General features: G+C 43.3%; 18 protein-coding genes. 5 read left to right on the top strand and 13 right to left on the bottom strand.

Features of this window, described 5'->3' with window-relative positions:
* Position 1 precedes the first annotated feature (1 nt).
* Together TY87_RS04725 and TY87_RS04720 are read right to left on the bottom strand one after the other, a co-directional pair.
* The gene (locus tag TY87_RS04725) at positions 2-1,327 is read right to left on the bottom strand and encodes a DASH family cryptochrome (protein ID WP_100186182.1); all 1,326 of its coding nucleotides are present in this window, start codon (positions 1,325-1,327) and stop codon (positions 2-4) included.
* A 68-nt stretch (positions 1,328-1,395) separates the two neighbouring features.
* Positions 1,396-2,298 carry a LysR family transcriptional regulator gene (locus TY87_RS04720; RefSeq protein ID WP_100186181.1) on the bottom strand — a complete coding sequence of 301 codons (903 nt, stop codon included), beginning with the start codon at positions 2,296-2,298 and terminating at the stop codon, positions 1,396-1,398.
* Between the two features lie 103 nt (positions 2,299-2,401).
* Here TY87_RS04720 and TY87_RS04715 point away from each other — a divergent pair, with 103 nt between their 5' ends.
* The gene (locus tag TY87_RS04715; RefSeq protein ID WP_072838470.1) at positions 2,402-3,520 is read left to right on the top strand and encodes an FAD-dependent monooxygenase; all 1,119 of its coding nucleotides are present in this window, start codon (positions 2,402-2,404) and stop codon (positions 3,518-3,520) included.
* 1 nt (position 3,521) lies between these two features.
* Here TY87_RS04715 and TY87_RS04710 read toward each other — a convergent pair whose 3' ends face one another.
* Positions 3,522-3,914: an MAPEG family protein gene (locus TY87_RS04710; protein WP_011978172.1), complete on the bottom strand. Its 393-nt coding sequence runs from the start codon at positions 3,912-3,914 to the stop codon at positions 3,522-3,524.
* A 214-nt stretch (positions 3,915-4,128) separates the two neighbouring features.
* On the opposite strand from TY87_RS04710, the gene TY87_RS04705 reads away from it, so the two are divergent.
* A complete protein-coding gene (locus TY87_RS04705) occupies positions 4,129-4,470 on the top strand; it encodes a zinc ribbon domain-containing protein YjdM (RefSeq protein WP_100186180.1) in 342 nt (113 codons plus the stop codon).
* Between the two features lie 214 nt (positions 4,471-4,684).
* Positions 4,685-6,319: a methyl-accepting chemotaxis protein gene (locus TY87_RS04700; protein ID WP_100186179.1), complete on the top strand. Its 1,635-nt coding sequence runs from the start codon at positions 4,685-4,687 to the stop codon at positions 6,317-6,319.
* A gap of 96 nt (positions 6,320-6,415) precedes the next feature.
* Here the strand turns inward: TY87_RS04700 and TY87_RS04695 are convergent, their stop codons facing one another.
* From TY87_RS04695 to TY87_RS04680, 4 genes are all read right to left on the bottom strand, one after another.
* Positions 6,416-6,694, bottom strand: coding sequence for a DUF3817 domain-containing protein (locus tag TY87_RS04695; RefSeq protein ID WP_100186178.1), 279 nt, complete (start codon positions 6,692-6,694; stop codon positions 6,416-6,418).
* 157 nt (positions 6,695-6,851) lie between these two features.
* Complete coding sequence (locus tag TY87_RS04690; protein WP_157789866.1) at positions 6,852-7,319, bottom strand: GNAT family N-acetyltransferase; 468 nt, start codon at positions 7,317-7,319, stop codon at positions 6,852-6,854.
* Positions 7,320-7,520: 201 nt separating this feature from the next.
* Positions 7,521-7,709, bottom strand: a complete 189-nt coding sequence (locus tag TY87_RS04685) for a YgaP family membrane protein (RefSeq protein ID WP_011978180.1) — start codon at positions 7,707-7,709, stop codon at positions 7,521-7,523.
* Positions 7,710-7,993: 284 nt separating this feature from the next.
* Positions 7,994-8,317 carry a winged helix-turn-helix transcriptional regulator gene (locus tag TY87_RS04680; protein ID WP_100186176.1) on the bottom strand — a complete coding sequence of 108 codons (324 nt, stop codon included), beginning with the start codon at positions 8,315-8,317 and terminating at the stop codon, positions 7,994-7,996.
* 157 nt (positions 8,318-8,474) lie between these two features.
* On the opposite strand from TY87_RS04680, the gene TY87_RS04675 reads away from it, so the two are divergent.
* Positions 8,475-8,804, top strand: coding sequence for a nuclear transport factor 2 family protein (locus TY87_RS04675; RefSeq protein ID WP_100186175.1), 330 nt, complete (start codon positions 8,475-8,477; stop codon positions 8,802-8,804).
* A complete protein-coding gene (locus tag TY87_RS04670) occupies positions 8,801-9,583 on the top strand; it encodes an SDR family oxidoreductase (RefSeq protein WP_100186174.1) in 783 nt (260 codons plus the stop codon). The genes TY87_RS04675 and TY87_RS04670 overlap by 4 nt, the downstream gene beginning before the upstream one ends.
* 179 nt (positions 9,584-9,762) lie before the next feature.
* Here the strand turns inward: TY87_RS04670 and TY87_RS04665 are convergent, their stop codons facing one another.
* The 6 genes from TY87_RS04665 to TY87_RS04640 form a co-directional block, all read right to left on the bottom strand.
* Positions 9,763-10,017: a type II toxin-antitoxin system Phd/YefM family antitoxin gene (locus TY87_RS04665; RefSeq protein ID WP_100186173.1), complete on the bottom strand. Its 255-nt coding sequence runs from the start codon at positions 10,015-10,017 to the stop codon at positions 9,763-9,765.
* A 111-nt stretch (positions 10,018-10,128) separates the two neighbouring features.
* A complete protein-coding gene (locus TY87_RS04660; protein WP_011978185.1) occupies positions 10,129-10,410 on the bottom strand; it encodes a helix-turn-helix domain-containing protein in 282 nt (93 codons plus the stop codon).
* A complete protein-coding gene (locus TY87_RS04655; RefSeq protein ID WP_100186172.1) occupies positions 10,403-12,067 on the bottom strand; it encodes a KAP family P-loop NTPase fold protein in 1,665 nt (554 codons plus the stop codon). Before TY87_RS04655 ends, TY87_RS04660 begins: the two co-directional genes overlap by 8 nt.
* Positions 12,068-12,427: 360 nt before the next feature.
* On the bottom strand, positions 12,428-13,975 hold the full coding sequence (ahpF, locus tag TY87_RS04650; protein WP_100186171.1) for an alkyl hydroperoxide reductase subunit F: 1,548 nt from the start codon (positions 13,973-13,975) through the stop codon (positions 12,428-12,430).
* Between the two features lie 92 nt (positions 13,976-14,067).
* Entirely contained in the window at positions 14,068-14,625 is a 558-nt protein-coding gene (gene ahpC, locus TY87_RS04645) for an alkyl hydroperoxide reductase subunit C (RefSeq protein ID WP_100186170.1), read from the bottom strand.
* Positions 14,626-14,732: 107 nt separating this feature from the next.
* Positions 14,733-15,815, bottom strand: coding sequence for a response regulator (locus tag TY87_RS04640; protein ID WP_072838462.1), 1,083 nt, complete (start codon positions 15,813-15,815; stop codon positions 14,733-14,735).
* Between the last annotated feature and the right edge of the window lies 1 nt (position 15,816).

Here is a 15,816-nt window from a genome sequence, read left to right as displayed (position 1 = left end):
ATTAATTACTAGATGTCGGGAAAATTGGCCAGTCGGCAGCATCGACCGAATCCAATTGGGTATCAAATATTTGGCCTTGCCATTTATGAATAAAATGCAGGTTTGGGTCGTATTGTTCGGTTTGTTTTTGCAAGTTGAAGTGACGGCCGCCTCTTGGATCAGCTCCTACGCCAGCTATGTATTGCCAATTAGCCCAATTGGAACCGACGCTGTAATCAATCAGTTGTTCTTCAAAGTACGCCGCGCCATAGCGCCAATCGATGCCTAATTCATATATCAAACAGCTAGCGACAATTTGGCGGCCACGATTGCTCATAAAACCAGTTTCATTAAGCTGTTTCATGCAGGCATTCACTAAAGGATAAGGCGTATTGCCCTTGCTCCATTTACGAAAGCGCTCTGCGTAATAACTGCCCTGAGTTTGTTTGCCAGTTACGCCGCCGGGCAAGAAAAGTTGTTTGCCGTAAAGGGTTGCGTACCAATGAAAATACTCGCGCCACAACAGTTCGAAATAAATCCAATACGTCGATTCATTTGCACCATGATCGCGCTCGTAAACGTCGATACTGGCTTTGATTTGCCTGGCTGATAAACTACCTTGTGCTAACCAAGGAGAGAACTTGGTTGAGTTTTCCCAACCGTCTAATTCATTACGAGTTTCTTTATAATGACTTGGTAGATTGGTCGAGAAGTAATCACTTAGTTGATCAACAGCAGCGCGTTCTCCACCAGTAAACACGCTATTGTCTTCTATTTGCTTAAGCTGCCAAGGGCGAATGTGTTGAATGTTGAACGCTGGTACTGGTGGTAGTTTTTGTAATGCAGGCAAGGGGGTTAAAACGTCTAAGTTCTCGATTAAGCGACGGAATTTTGAGAAAGAATCCGGTAACTGCGCTACATCAAATGGTAGCTGGGATGGTGTAAATAAACTCAAACCATGGTCTAGGTGAATACGCACGTCAGTGTATCTGCTTTCGATGCGATTAAGAGTCTGCTGCTCATCCCAACCTCCATGATGATTGCGATATAGGTGGGAGATTGGTATTTCGTTGAGAAGCAAATTCAAGCTGGTGGCCGCATCCATTGAACTGACGAATAAGGTTTGACCTAACGCTTGTAATTGTAGAGCCAAGTCTTGAATGCCTTGGTTTAAAAATCGTCGACGATTTACGGACATGCCTTGTGTTGCATAACGGCTAGGGTGATTGTTATGAGGTTCATCGCAATAAAGGCAGATAAGATAATCCACCTCCTGTACTGCTCTCCATAGCATGTTCTGATCTGCACAACGCAAATCATCCCCGAACCAAACCAATCCTAGTTTCATATAAGTGCTCCCATTTCATCTTCATCATTTGAAGTCTAGTACGTTTTATTCAGGAATTTAGATTGGTTTCAGTCAAGTTCGTTAAACAGGTCCGAAAAGTTAAAGTGATCTAGCAAGGCTGTTACCTTTTGGGGAGAGTATTTTAACTTGCCTGAATACGCATAAAGGACGAGATCTTCCGGTGTCTTTTCAAGCTCGATAGCAACCAGTGTGCCTTGGTGTATTTCTTTTTGGCACGATGGTTCGGCTAAGATCGCCATGCCCAATCCCGCTATAGCGGCTTCTTTTGCCATATTGGCGCTGTTGGCCCGATACTGTGATGTGACATGTACTTTAGTCGAATGTCGGCTGTCTTTGAATATCCATGGCGAACCTTGTAATGCACTGAGGGTCGTGATGCAAGGTAAGGAAGGTAAATTCTGAAATGACAAATGACTATGATGCCGCTCAACAAACTCAGGCGAGGCGACAATGACACTGGGCCAACGAATCAGTTCTTTTGCCACCCAGTCGGAATCCATTAACTCTCCGCGGCCAAACTGCATCACCAAATCGAAACCATCGAGTAAGCCTTGATGTGGAACTAGACCTGTTTCACAGCTTAACTTGAGCTTAGGGTAAAGCGCACAGAAACTAGCAATTTGCTGGGCGATAAAGGGTAAATCCGGCATTAATATACGTAAATGGCCAGAGACTTTGTCACTCTGATCGCTAATGGCTTCGAGCTGATCATCAAGAGAGCGAAGCAGCAGCAAGCTTTGCTCATACAGTGTTTGCCCTGCCTCAGTGGGCGACATTCGTCGAGTGGTGCGTTCTAATAAACGTACGTTTAGTGTCTCTTCAAGCTGGATGATATGGCGGCTGACGGTAGAAGAAGGCTGTCCTAGCTTCTCTGATGCCAGTTTAAAACTGCGCTCCTCAAATACTGTATGAAAGCTGAGTAGCCAAGAGAGTTCTATTTTTTCAATCATAATTATTGCTCTAAATGGGATAGTTAATCCAATAATCCCATATTTATCATTTTAAGATGCTGGTAGATACTGCAGATTCATTTTTTATTAAGGAGTGCTCAGTATGTCGAAACGGATTGCCATCGTAGGTGCGGGAGTGGCTGGTTTAGCCTTTGCTACGTTGGCGGCAAAGCAAGGTAACCAAGTCGATATCTTTGAACGTCGCTCCCAAGCGGGCAGCGACCTAGGGGCAGGTGTGACACTTTGGCCAAATGCCATTTTTGTTTTAACTCAAATGGGACTACTGAAGGCGATTCAAAAGGCATCTGGAGAACCTATGACTATGACCCGCTATGATCTAACTACCGGTGTGCAAGGTGAGCTGTCGCTTCGTGGCCTGAACCAATCAGCGGGTTTTAACACACTCACCATATTGCGACGTGATCTAATGGCAATATTGTTTGCCGGTGCTGATCAAGCGGGTGTGCAAATTCATTTTGGTGAAGCGATTAATCTAGACAAGTTGTCTGAATTGGAGAATCAATACGACTGGGTGATTGGTGCTGATGGAAGGATGAGTTCTACACTACGCAAGAAAATCAGTCCTGTCAGTCAGCCTGTTTATCAAGGATTTGTGAATGTAATTGGTATATCGCATTCAAGCCCGATAAGACCACTTAATAGCCAGTCAATTCAAGATTATTGGGGGGATGGGGAACGTTTTGGCATAGTGCCGATTGATGCATCGGCATGCTTTTGGGCAGCAGGTTGGGCGGAAGTTGAGAAACAGCCAAATAGGATGTTCACGCTTTCAGAGCTAGGCGAGCGTTTCAGAGAATGGCCAAGCGAGGTGCTCACTGTGTTACAGCAGGCAGAGCAAAGCAGCTTGCATACCGTTTATGTTCATGACCTTGATCCAATGACATCGTGGTATCGAGGTAAATGCATGGTGATCGGCGATGCGGCTCATGCGGCATTGCCTACATCTGGGCAAGGTGCCTGCCAAGCTTTAGAAGATGCTTGGTGGCTAGCCAAACTTATGCAAGAGGAAGCCACCACAGACCGTCTGTTTGCTCGCTTTCAACAGCAACGTTTGGAGAAAACAGTTGCCATTCAAATGACGGGAAGACATATTGCCCAAGCCATTTTTCATACCCCCGCCAACCAACGTCCTGCTCAAGGCAGTGTAACAGAAGCGTCACTTGATGCGATGGCTGCATTCTGGATGACTGGCTTGGTTTAATTTAGAACCGGTAACCAAGAGCAAGATGAGTCAGGATCAACAAAGCGGCGATTAACATTACTAAGAAGGTCATCACCATGCCGCTTTGTCGATAAATGAGCGGCTCTTTGGGCTGACTTACACCGTAGGCGTGGGACAAGCGACCAAGACACAGCAAAATGCCCATTATGTTTACTAACAATGTAGAGCCCCCCGTACTTTCGTACATCCAAACCAGCAATAAAGCATAGGGAACGTTTTCCGCGAAGTTGCCATGTACGCGAATCGCTCTGGTCAACATGGACTGATCGCCATCACCAATGCCAACCTTGTACTTCATGCGCAATTTGATCACACGAAAACTCAAGAAAATGTAGAGAAAAACCAGTAACGCCGCGTAAATGGGAGTGATCATTGAGAATCCTTACCTTAACTGAAGGTCTGTTATTGTTGTGCACTCAGTGTTGAGAAAATCCTTAATTTTGTCTATGACTTTTTAAGGAAAAACATCTTTCCGATTAAGCCTAGTGATTAAATAGGATTTTTTTATTCGAGAACAAAAAACCATAGTGAAAATAGGGTTATAATAGGTCAAATTTCCCGTTTTACGTTAGAAGGTAGTGATAATTATGAGTCTTCCAAATTGCCCAAAATGCGATTCCGCTTACGTGTATGAAGATCAAGCTATGTTGATTTGCCCAGAGTGCGCGCACGAATGGAACCCTAATGAAGCTGTAGTAGACGAAAATGCGCTCATTATCAAAGACATGGGAGGCAACTTACTGCAAGAAGGCGATAAAGTTACTTTGGCGAAAGACCTTAAAGTAAAAGGCTCTTCTCAAGTGCTAAAAATTGGCACCAAAGCGACTATTAAGCGCCTTGTAGATGGCGACCACGACATCGATTGTAAATTGGATGGCGGCGGCGAAATGATGTTGAAATCTCAGTTTGTGAAAAAATCGAACATTTAAACGACGAACAATCTGTTCGACGATCTAGATAATATATAGATAAGACAAAAATGCCTTCTCGGTCAGAAGGCATTTTTTTTGTGTTTTTACACGTTTTTAGATTCTTTTTGTCTTCGCAATACATGGCTGGTTTTTATTTGCTTAGCGGTTTATGCTGCCTGCCCTTGGTTGATGTTTAGTCAATCATGACTCTTTCTAAAAGGTGATGGATACTATGTTTAGCCAACTTAAAATTTCTCAGCGTTTAGGGTTAGGGTTTGCTTTTATCTTTGCTCTACTGCTGCTGATTTCAGTGGTGGGCATGCAACGTGTTAACGTAATTGATAACACCTTGACGAGTGTGCGTGATGGCGCCACGTTAAAGCAGCGTTATGCCATTAACTTTCGTGGCAGCGTTCATGATAGAGCCATTGCGGTGCGTGATGTGGTGTTGGCATCGGATCCAGTGCGTTTAAATCAAGAGCTTGCATCAATTAAAAATTTAGATGTGTTTTATCAGCAATCGGCGAAATCCATGAGTCAACTCATGTTGTCTGATGCTTCCACAGCAGAGCGAACCCTGTTAAAAGCGATTCAAGACATCGAAGTAACCACACAGAAGTCGACGGCAGCACTGTTGGATTTGGCTCAACAAGGCAACACAAGTATTGCGACTCAGCTTTTAATGCAAGAAGTTTCTCCTGGTTATACTGAATGGCTAAAACGCATTAACGCTTTTATTGATCATCAAGAAGAAGTCATTAATAAAGATATTGGTATCGTAATGAAGGTTGCCAGCACCTTTGTTAATTTAATGCTTGTAGTGACTCTTATTGCGGCGGTTTTTAGTGTTTTTGTGGCGATTACTTTGATTCGCAGTATACAGGCGCGAATTGGCGGAGAACCTGAAGACGTTGCCGCGTTGGTACAGCGAATTGCCGATGGCAACCTGAATGTCACAATAGAAACACACTATCCGAATAGTATGATTGGCAGTGTACGGACCATGGTCTCACGCTTGCAGCAAATCATCCTAGATGTGCGTAGTGCGGCTGATGAACTCAGCATTGCATCGTCTGAACTGAATAGTACCGCAAGCGAAAACAACCGTCGTCTTCGTCAGCAATCTGCCGATACTACGCTGATGGCTGCTGCGATTAACGAAATGTCTGCCTCTGTTTCTGAGGTCGCCGGACATGCTGGCCATGCTGCCGAAGCCACACAAAAAGTAGATCGAGAAGTTGAAAGTGGTAATACAAAAGTTAATGCTACTGCAGAAGCCATCGTGCATTTGTCAGAAACGTTAGAGTTAGCGTCAAAAACGGTTGAGAAAGTATCTGTTGATAGCGGCAATATTGAAAAAATTACCGACGTTATCAGTGCCATCGCAGAACAGACGAATTTATTGGCGTTGAACGCAGCCATTGAAGCGGCGCGAGCCGGTGAACATGGTCGAGGCTTTGCGGTTGTGGCGGATGAAGTGCGTTCGTTGGCGACACGGACACAGCAGTCGACCAGCGAAATCAGCAACATGATTGTTCGTTTACAAGAAGGATCCAGCAAAGCCGCTGAGATCATGAACACCAGCCGTGAGCGAGCACAAAAAACCGTTGAACAGACTCAAGAAGCTCGTGCTGCCTTGGCGAGCATTCGGACTGAGGTCATGGCAATCAATGATATGAACACGCAAATTGCCCAAACGTCCTCGGAGCAAGAGCGTGTGGCGGAAGACATGAACCTCAATATTACTCGCGTTCACGAAGCCACCATGGAAAGTGCTGCTGGTTCTGAACAAGTGGCTCAATCGAGTGAACGCCTTGCGCAATTATCGAAGAAACTGACCACAAAAGTCAGCTTTTTTAAAATGTAATAACATTAGCGAAATATAACTGAAGGGCCTTTGAACTGTTAAGGCCCTTTTTTTAAAGTGTACAAAGGCTTTAATCTGACGTTGCAAAGAACACGACTATTTGTATTTATTTAAGATCTTCGCTTTAAAGACATAACTACCAAATGGTACCAATGACGCAACAAATCCTATCAAGGCGTGTTTTGACGACACCCCATATCGAGACACACTTAACATCAAAAGAATGTTAAACAAAATAAACAACCCACCATGAATCGGGCCAATAACGCTCACATACTCTGGCATGTCCATCAGGCGTTTTAATGGCACAGCAATGAAGAGCAGCAATAGAAGCGATGTGCCTTCTAAAATGGAGATAAAACGTAACATTTTCATACTATGTCTCTTTTGTTGAAGTGTGTTGAAAGAATGTATTCAGCCCTAATAAGACCCCAGAATAGCATTTTAATTTCATCATAAGGTCGGTTATTTAAGGTGTGGAATAATGCTGGCAGAGTCATTAAGCTTGAGAATCTATACAGTATGTTTTTTTCTATCTAAGCCTTAGTGCCATCACTGCTTTTTCAACACCTTTGTCATTCATTCTGTGTATCACTTCAAAGTCATGCTTTAAATACAGATCGATATTGTGTTGTTCGCATTGCAGATAAAGGTCTGGAATACCTAGGTTTTTAGCATGATTGAGCGTGTGTTGAAGAATTAGGCAGGAATAACCTTGCCCACGTTTATCAGCTGGAACGAAAACACCACCGAGCCAATGCTTGTAATTGGGAAAATCAGGATGTTCATGGAACTTCAGTTCTGCCACCGCAAGCAGCTCGTCATGGTCATGCAAGACAAAAGAGATGGGGGGCGCGGCTCTACTTTCCGCCATCACCGTGACTTTTATTGCAATATCCTCTAGCGATCTGTTGGGCGTTAAACGTCCCCACTCATTGAAATACCACTGAGCAATGGTGGGAATGAAGTGTTTCTGGTCGGCGAGAAGTGAGACTTTCATCATTGTCCTTAAAAGAATAATGGTATTGAATGATATAAAGAGTATTACCATCAATCGTATAGATTAAATAATGTTCTGTACCTATTCATCTTTATTTAGCCCAATCATTTATGGATTGCCGTAAATCAAAAACAAAAAACCGACTCTCAGTGTTACCTGATGTCGGTTTTAGTCTTTATAGTGTTTGTTTTAAATTAGATGTTATTTTTTGGTTTTACAAGTTGAAAAACCAAACGGTAGATAAGCTGGGCAGATGCTAAATACGCCTGTGGCAAGCAGCACAATGCCGATTACCCCCCACCATGAATTGAAATATACACCGATTGCGATGACGACGGCGCCCATTGTGATTCTGACCACTCTATCTGTTGTACCTACATTATAAATCATCGTCTTCTCCTGTTTTTGTTGCCTTAAGTCGTGCGACGAAAAGCGGTATTGCTTATGCACTAGAGTGCAATCGGGAAGATTGGCGTTTTTTAAACGAGGTTTGCGGAGCGTGTTTGCCAATATCACCTTTCTTAGTGTTGCATCGACCATACGCCCTGTTGATGGTTTAAGCTAAGGCTTTAAAATTTGTTTGATTGTTGTTTGATTGTTGTTTGATTGTTGTTTGATTGTTTTTTGATCTGTGTGCTGGTTTAGCAACAAATTCCATTATTGATATAAAACGGTCATTTCTTATTTTCAGCCCATTTAAGTAAGGCGTCTAAAGCAGGGCAAAGCTCCTGTCCCCAATCCGTTAAACTGTATTCTACTTTGGGCGGTACTTGATGATAGATAGTACGCTTTATTACCCCGTCTACTTCCATCTGACGAAGCTGTTGGATGAGCATTTTTTGTGTGATTGCTGGAATGGCTTTCTCTAATTCAGAGAAGCGCTTTACTTGTCCGCCAAAGAGATGGAAGAGGATTACTAACTTCCATTTTCCTTCTAGAATCTTTAGTACTTGCTCTACGCCATCGGCTGCAGAGGCTGGCGTCCATTTTTTTGTCATTTTTTTTATGGCCTTAGCCCTTATGAGATCAAAAACTTACTTCAGAGTAAGTACCCTACTTTTTTGTCGGTTCTTGTTTTCCAGATAGCTTAACGCCATTCTTTTCAGACAGCAATTTGGCGAGTTCTAAGAAAATGATTTTAAGTAGAGGTGTTTTATGATGACTATTGATCTTCCAAGACCAATCGCAAATTATTTTAAAGCAGATAAAGGGGATAGTGAGGCAATTGTTGCCTGTTTTTCCGATGAGGCAGTGGTAAAAGATGAAGGGCAGACTCATACGGGGCTGGACGCAATTAAACAGTGGAAAGCGAATGCATCGACGAAATATACCTATACGGTTGAACCGCAGTTATTAAGCGAAAGCGCAGAGCAAACGATAGTCACGGGTTTAGTGACAGGGAACTTTCCTGGGAGCCCTGTGAATCTTCAATACGCTTTCACGCTGGATGGCGACAAAATCACGGCACTGGAGATCTCCTTATGAGTTTTGATCTTGAATTAAATGGGCGTATAGCTTTGGTTACTGGCGGAACTAAGGGCTTGGGAGCGGCAGTCGTTGAGTCGTTACATGGCGCGGGAGTGCATGTGATTGCCGTGGCTCGTTCTGTTCCTAAAGACGCTCTAGAAGGCATTTCATACATAGAAGGGGATTTGCTGACGGCAGTGGGTTGTAGCGGGCTAGTAAACACCGTACTAGATAAGTTTGGTGGTGTTGATATTGTTGTCAATGTGCTGGGCGGCTCAAGCGCTCCCAGTGGCGGTTTTGCGGCGCTTGATGAGCAAGAGTGGGAAAATGCATTGAGTCAAAATTTACTGTCTGCGGTACGCATTGATAGGGGATTATTGCCCTCAATGATAACAAAAGGCTCAGGTGTTATTGTTCATGTCACATCGATACAGAACAAACTTCCTTTGCCTGAATCGACCACCGCTTATGCCGCAGCGAAAGCGGCGTTATCCACTTACAGTAAAAGCTTATCGAAAGAAGTGGCGCCAAAAGGCGTTCGCGTTGTTCGTGTCTCCCCCGGTTGGATAGAAACGGAAGCATCGGTTCGACTTGCTGAACGGCTTGCAGATCATGCCGGTACGGATTATGAAGGAGGTAAAAAGATTATTATGGAAGCGCTTGGCGGCATTCCTTTAGGGCGTCCAGCACAACCTTCGGAAGTGGCTGATTTAATTACTTTCCTAGTGTCGGCGAGAGCGTCGTCTATCACAGGTACTGAATATATTATTGATGGTGGCACCGTACCTACGGCCTAAAAGCTTTGCTCATCATTTTTACTTAAGGCGAAACATAAAACGCCCTTTTGATCGATAGGGCGTTTTGTTTTCGGTCTTTTAACCGTCTATTATGAATTAGTTGATGTGGTTGAGTGTTTTTTTGTCTTTCTGTTGCTAGTAAAGATAATTTTCCCAAGCCTGCTCAGCCCAATATAATATCATTCCTCAATCTGTTCCCTTGTCTGTGTTCTGCCAGCTTCCACTTCGGTAATAGTAGCGTTTAAACGAGAAGCATTTTTCGGACTCGCCATTAAATAGGCTGTTTCTTCATAGGCCTGGAAATCTTCCAAGCTTATCAGCACAGCCGGTTTCCTGCCCTGACGAGTAATGAGGACAGGCTTATGATCGTCATTTACTTTATCAAACGTGCTAGCAAGATTTGCCTTAAAAGCTGAGTAACTTAACGTATCCATATTTTACTCCTGCAAGTCAGCGTTTAGTTTTTTCGTACGCAAAGATTTTAGCCTGTCTTAGTGGCTGTGAAGCACGAGTAACACTTAGCCATACTTAAAATGAAGAGAGTATTAAACAAGCTCTAATTTGAGCTTTTTACCTAACGCTTTCGCGGCATTATCCAAGGTATGCAGCGTGACAGATGTGTTGTTTGGATCAAGTAGTCTATCCAATCCAGAGCGGCTTGTTTTCATTAGCTGCGCCATTTTTGTCTTAGACAAATGTTCGTGTTCGATTTTCTGTTGAATCTGCCATGCTACCACTCGTTTTATAGCCACAGCGTTGGTTTCAGCTAAGATTCCTTCCTCTTCAAGGAAGTCATCAAAGGAAGAACCAATGTGTTTGTTAGTCATTTTTGGGCTCCTCTTCTATTAGGTCTAACGCAGAAGCCAGTTCGACATAGTCTTGGTATTGTCCTGAAGAGATAGAGTCAACACCATAATGACAGCGTAATATTTTAAACCAGAGTAAACCTATTTCTAAAGACGTATGATTTTTACTGGTTAGCTGGTCGAATAGATTTGTTATAGGATTCTCTTTTGCTTGACCTGAGTCTCTCAATAGAAGGTAGATGCCTATACTGTTTTTGCTAAAAAGCTCCAAGAAACAATATTTTAGGTATTCTTTGAACAAAAACTTGTAGGTGTCTTTCCCAAATTTATTTTCTCTGGGTCTATATTTAGATGGTGAGAGTACAGGTATATGTTCTTTGGGATTTATTCTCATTTCAATAACAGACTCACAATTTTCAAATCGGTTTTCTATATAGCCATTAAGCCCAAGGTCTTTATCTTTATTGTCTTTGTACTCTAATTTACCTGAAACCACTTTCCGAAATAACTCATGATTTTCTTCATAGAAACAAAGCAAAGTCGTCAGCATTAAAATATCAATTTTAGCCCCTTTTGGCATATTGGATATGGTCGCCACAACACGATCTGCAATTTGAATGGCGGTTCTAGGTGGCATTTTAAACGCATCTAAAATCACGGAAATATTACTTAATGTGACTTTGGCATCGTCATTTGGAGGAAGGATTTGAATCCCCGCGCTTGTTAAGTACTCGCCCGATAACTTGCTGATGTCGGTATGTACTTCCAAAAAACTTTTTAGGTCTGGCGCTTTAAGGCTAAAGCGGCTGTTAAAGAAACGACCAAGGTAAAGACGAGCATCGAAGCCTTCGCCATAAATGGCTTTTACTGCATGTTGAAGTTGCTCAGTATCCGTGGCGACAACAAAGACAATGCCTTTTATATCGAAGATGTGCTTGATGGTTTCGAGCATTTCTACCGCATAGCTAGGGCGGCAGCGGTCTAATTCATCAATGAAAATAAAGGCAGGATAGCGTCTTTTTGAGACCTTCGTCACGCAAGAAACCCAATTGGCGACATTTTCTTTTAGGTTTTTGATCGCTATATGTTTTGCATCGTGCTCATCAATGAGGTGTTTGACCATGCTAGAGGCAAGTTCACCCATATCAACAGATTCGCCATTTTCATATTTAATGTCGCCTAATTTGGCTTCTTGATCTTCTTGCATTACTACAACTGGATCAATATCGAAATAGCGTTTGGCAATGCTTCTAGCAAGCCCAGGTGCTGCTGCTTTTAAAAGCCCTAGTAGCTTTCTTGGTAGTTTGAACTCTGGGTTGTCTTCTTCCATACCTGCTTGTGTTCTAAGCTGCTGAATGACAGAAGAAATCACGGTCATTAGTGGATCGTCAGAATAGTCTTGCTGCCATGCATCGATATAAACAACAGGGAAATGCGCTTTTAGATCGTGCGACCAGCGTTTAAGAAAGTAGGTTTTACCAGAACCCCATTCAGAGTTCAGGTTGAGAACATAATTACGCTTTTGATCGTCTTTCTCTCTCGTCTCATCAAAGCCTTGTCCGACCAGAAACTGTGTTAAAAACGTAGCGTATTTGGCGCGGTTTAATGTATCTCTAGGAAAGGACACACCTTCGATGTCATCTTTATTAGACCAATCGAGAGAGATTTTTTCTGGCATCGACGAGTATCCTTACATAAATCAATAGGTTGACATTACATTAGATAGCATCAAATTGACGCTATCTAATGTTTTTATTTAGCCTATTCATTTCTATGCTTTACTGCAATTTAATTAAGATGGAAACAAACTCACGCCGAGCGGTTTTACGCGCTTGCGCGTGGAGCGAGGCGGGAAGTTTGTTTCTAACTTAATTGCAGGAACGCAAAAAAAACCGCCATCTCGCTAAGCCAGAGGGCGGTTTATGTGACGCTAGTTAAGGCGAACCAACCACACCCTACAGCGACTTTTCGCGCTCGCGCATGGAGCAAGGGGCGTTGGTCGGTTCGGGTATTGCTGAAGGCTGGCTCTACCCGCTGCTTAGTTACGAATCAAGTAATCAAATGCACCAAGGGCCGCTGTCGCGCCAGATCCCATGGAGATGATGATCTGTTTGTATGGCGTTGTGGTGACGTCACCGGCAGCAAAGACGCCAGGAATAGAAGTCTCTCCGTGAGCGTTGATGACGATTTCGCCTCTGTTCGTCAATTCCAATGTGTCTTTTAAGAACTCGCTGTTTGGTACTAAGCCGATTTGTACGAAGATACCAGCAACGTCTACAAGGTGTGATTCGTCGGTTAGGCGATCTGTGTATTTTAGGCCAATAACACGCTGACCATCACCGATTACTTCGGTTGTCATGGCGTTCTTGATGATGGTGACATTTGGCAAGGATTGCGCTTTTTTAACCAAAACATCATCAGCACGTAAGATGTCACTAAATTCCAGTACAGTCACGTGCTCTGTGATGCCAGCAAGGTCGATAGCTGCTTCAATACCTGAGTTACCACCACCAATCACAGCTGTTTTCTTGCCTTTGAACAATGGGCCGTCACAATGTGGGCAGTAAGCTACGCCTTTGTTGCGGTATTCTTGTTCGCCCGGTACGTTCATTTCTCTCCAGCGAGCGCCAGTGGCTAGCACAACGGATTTACTTTTCAGGATCGCGCCGTTTTCTAATTCCACTTCGATGAATTCTTTCTTTTCTAGACGAACGGCTTTTTGCAGTTTCATCAGGTCAACATCGTAATCCAATACATGCTGTTCAAGGCCCGCGACCAATTTTGGTCCGTCTGTGGCTTTCATTGAAATGAAGTTTTCAATCGCCATGGTGTCACTGACTTGTCCACCAAAACGTTCAGCAACGACGCCAGTGCGGATGCCTTTACGAGCTGCGTAAATAGCAGCGGCTGCGCCTGCTGGACCACCACCAACGACTAGCATGTCGTAAGGCGCTTTTTCGGCTAGTTCTGCAGCTTGTTTGTCTGCAGCGCCTGTGTCTACTTTGTTGACGATTTCTGCCAATGTCATGCGACCTTGGCCAAATAACTCGCCATTAAGGTACACAGAAGGCACGGCCATGATGTTACGTTCGTTCACTTCGTCTTGGAACAAAGAACCATCGATCATGGTCGCTGTAATGTTAGGGTTCAAAACCGCCATTAAGTTGACGGCTTGCACAACGTCTGGACAGTTGTGGCAAGAGAGGGAAATGTACACCTCAAAATTCAATTTAGAGTCTAGAGACTTAATTTGCTCTAGTGTCTCTTGTGCGGCTTTAGATGGATGACCGCCAGCTTGTAATAGTGCCAATACGAGAGAAGTAAACTCGTGGCCCATAGGAATGCCAGCAAAACGTACACGTGCTGCTTCGCCTTTTGGCGCGATGGCCATTTGTGGCGCACGACCTTGTGAGTTTGTATCAACCGTTAGGGTGATTTTGTCGTTTTTTAGCTCAGTGATTTCATGAGCCAATTCAAGTAATTCTTCTGATTTTGCTGAACCGTTTGTGGACACAGTAATTTCAATCGGATTAACGATATTTTGCAGGTATGTGCCCAACTGCTGTTTTAAGTTTGCTTCTAACATGATGATGAAACCTGTGTTTGATTGAGTGATTTACTGTGCTGAGAGAAAAAGGGGTCTGGTATGACCCCTTTTGGGTTCTTTATTCAGTCAGCTTAGATTTTGCCAACTAGGTCTAGAGAAGGTGTCAATGTTGCTTCGCCTTCTTTCCATTTTGCTGGGCAAACTTCACCTGGGTGAGCGGCTACGTATTGCGCTGCTTTTACTTTGCGAAGTAGGTCTTGTGCGTCACGGCCAATACCTTCAGCAGTGATTTCCATTGCTTGGATAGTGCCTTGTGGATCAATCAAGAAAGTCGCGCGGTCTGCAAGACCTTGGCCTTCACGCATTACGCCGAAGTTGTTAGTGATGTTGCCTGCTTGATCGCCAACCATGTAGTACTGGATTTTGCCGATTGTTTCAGAACTTGCGTGCCATGCTTTGTGAGTGAAGTGAGTGTCAGTAGAAACAGAGAACACTTCTACGCCGCGAGATTGAAGTTCAGCATAGTTGTCAGCAACATCGCCAAGCTCAGTCGGGCAAACGAAAGTGAAGTCAGCTGGGTAGAAGAAGAATACAGCCCATTTGCCTAATACATCTTTTTCAGAAATCTCTACGAATTCGCCGTTTTTGAAAGCTGTTGCATTGAATGGTTTGATTTGAGTGTTGATCATTGTGTTTCTCCTAATGTGTGTTTGAGTGCGTTACCAACAGGACTCATATTAGGGAAAACGATGTAATTAATAAAATTGTTATTAACTAAAGTTTTAATTGTTAAAAACTATTTAGAGATTAGATCTTTCTCTCTATCGGGATATTGTTGTCGAATGGACACAATTTGAGAGCGAAGGTTTTTAAGAATGGGGACTAAATTTGGGTCAAAATGGCTACCTGAGTTTTCTTCAATGTAGGTAAGAGAGTCGTCTAGCGTCCATGGTTCTTTATAAGGACGTTTTGACATCAATGCATCTAGTACATCAGCAATAGCAACAATACGTCCTTCTAATGGTATTTCTTCTCCTTTTAAGCCATTAGGATAACCACTTCCATCCCATTTTTCATGATGGGTGAGAGCGATGGTTTTTGCTATCTGTAGCATTGGGTCGTCATCTTCTGAAAAAATTTCACCACCATAGACTGTATGAAGTTTCATCTTTTCCCATTCTTCTGGTGTCAGCTTTCCGGGTTTTAAAAGAATGGCGTCAGATATGCCGATTTTGCCAACATCGTGCATTGGGGCAGCTTGGAAAATTTGATTAACCCACTCCTCATTCCCACTATATTCTTGTGCAATCATACGAGCATAGTGACTCATGCGAATAACATGAGCGCCAGTTTCATTGTCTTTGAACTCTACGGCACGACCAAGATGATGAATGATGCGAAGTTGGCTGGCTTGCAGTGCTTTGGTGCGCTCGTCTACTTTTTTCTGTAATTGTCTGTTTTGATCGTATAGCGCAAGATGGGTACGGACTCTTGCTCGCACAATAGGCGGACTAATAGGTTTGATAATGTAGTCTACAGCGCCTAAGGAAAGCCCTTTCTCTTCATCTTTTATGTCGTGTTTGGCTGTTACGAAAATGACCGGAATATTGGCCGTTACGGGATTACTTTTTAATCGCTCACAGACATCGTATCCATCCATTTCAGGCATCATAACGTCTAGCAATATAAGGTCTGGGCGTGGCGATAAAGAAGCAATAGACAATGCTTTCATACCATTTAATGCAACTTTGATTGTGTATTCATCAGACAAGGATGCAACTAATACGTCAATGTTTTCTGGCGTATCATCAACGATCAAAACCGTTAATTTGTCTAACGGCTGTTCAGTTTTCGATTGTTTAAACGTCGTTTCTGTCATT

Origin of the sequence: Marinomonas sp. BSi20584, assembly GCF_002792415.1 — a bacterium.
Classification (GTDB): Bacteria; Pseudomonadota; Gammaproteobacteria; order Pseudomonadales; family Marinomonadaceae; genus Marinomonas; species Marinomonas polaris.
This window is presented reverse-complemented; position numbering and strand designations above follow the sequence as displayed.

Coding starts and splice junctions, on each gene's coding strand:
- TY87_RS04725 (WP_100186182.1), bottom strand. CDS start 1,327: ATGAAACTAGGATTGGTTTGGTTCGGGGATGATTTGCGTTGTGCAGAT.
- TY87_RS04720 (WP_100186181.1), bottom strand. CDS start 2,298: ATGATTGAAAAAATAGAACTCTCTTGGCTACTCAGCTTTCATACAGTA.
- TY87_RS04715 (WP_072838470.1), top strand. CDS start 2,402: ATGTCGAAACGGATTGCCATCGTAGGTGCGGGAGTGGCTGGTTTAGCC.
- TY87_RS04710 (WP_011978172.1), bottom strand. CDS start 3,914: ATGATCACTCCCATTTACGCGGCGTTACTGGTTTTTCTCTACATTTTC.
- TY87_RS04705 (WP_100186180.1), top strand. CDS start 4,129: ATGAGTCTTCCAAATTGCCCAAAATGCGATTCCGCTTACGTGTATGAA.
- TY87_RS04700 (WP_100186179.1), top strand. CDS start 4,685: ATGTTTAGCCAACTTAAAATTTCTCAGCGTTTAGGGTTAGGGTTTGCT.
- TY87_RS04695 (WP_100186178.1), bottom strand. CDS start 6,694: ATGAAAATGTTACGTTTTATCTCCATTTTAGAAGGCACATCGCTTCTA.
- TY87_RS04690 (WP_157789866.1), bottom strand. CDS start 7,319: ATGAAAGTCTCACTTCTCGCCGACCAGAAACACTTCATTCCCACCATT.
- TY87_RS04685 (WP_011978180.1), bottom strand. CDS start 7,709: ATGATTTATAATGTAGGTACAACAGATAGAGTGGTCAGAATCACAATG.
- TY87_RS04680 (WP_100186176.1), bottom strand. CDS start 8,317: ATGACAAAAAAATGGACGCCAGCCTCTGCAGCCGATGGCGTAGAGCAA.
- TY87_RS04675 (WP_100186175.1), top strand. CDS start 8,475: ATGATGACTATTGATCTTCCAAGACCAATCGCAAATTATTTTAAAGCA.
- TY87_RS04670 (WP_100186174.1), top strand. CDS start 8,801: ATGAGTTTTGATCTTGAATTAAATGGGCGTATAGCTTTGGTTACTGGC.
- TY87_RS04665 (WP_100186173.1), bottom strand. CDS start 10,017: ATGGATACGTTAAGTTACTCAGCTTTTAAGGCAAATCTTGCTAGCACG.
- TY87_RS04660 (WP_011978185.1), bottom strand. CDS start 10,410: ATGACTAACAAACACATTGGTTCTTCCTTTGATGACTTCCTTGAAGAG.
- TY87_RS04655 (WP_100186172.1), bottom strand. CDS start 12,067: ATGCCAGAAAAAATCTCTCTCGATTGGTCTAATAAAGATGACATCGAA.
- ahpF (WP_100186171.1), bottom strand. CDS start 13,975: ATGTTAGAAGCAAACTTAAAACAGCAGTTGGGCACATACCTGCAAAAT.
- ahpC (WP_100186170.1), bottom strand. CDS start 14,625: ATGATCAACACTCAAATCAAACCATTCAATGCAACAGCTTTCAAAAAC.
- TY87_RS04640 (WP_072838462.1), bottom strand. CDS start 15,815: ATGACAGAAACGACGTTTAAACAATCGAAAACTGAACAGCCGTTAGAC.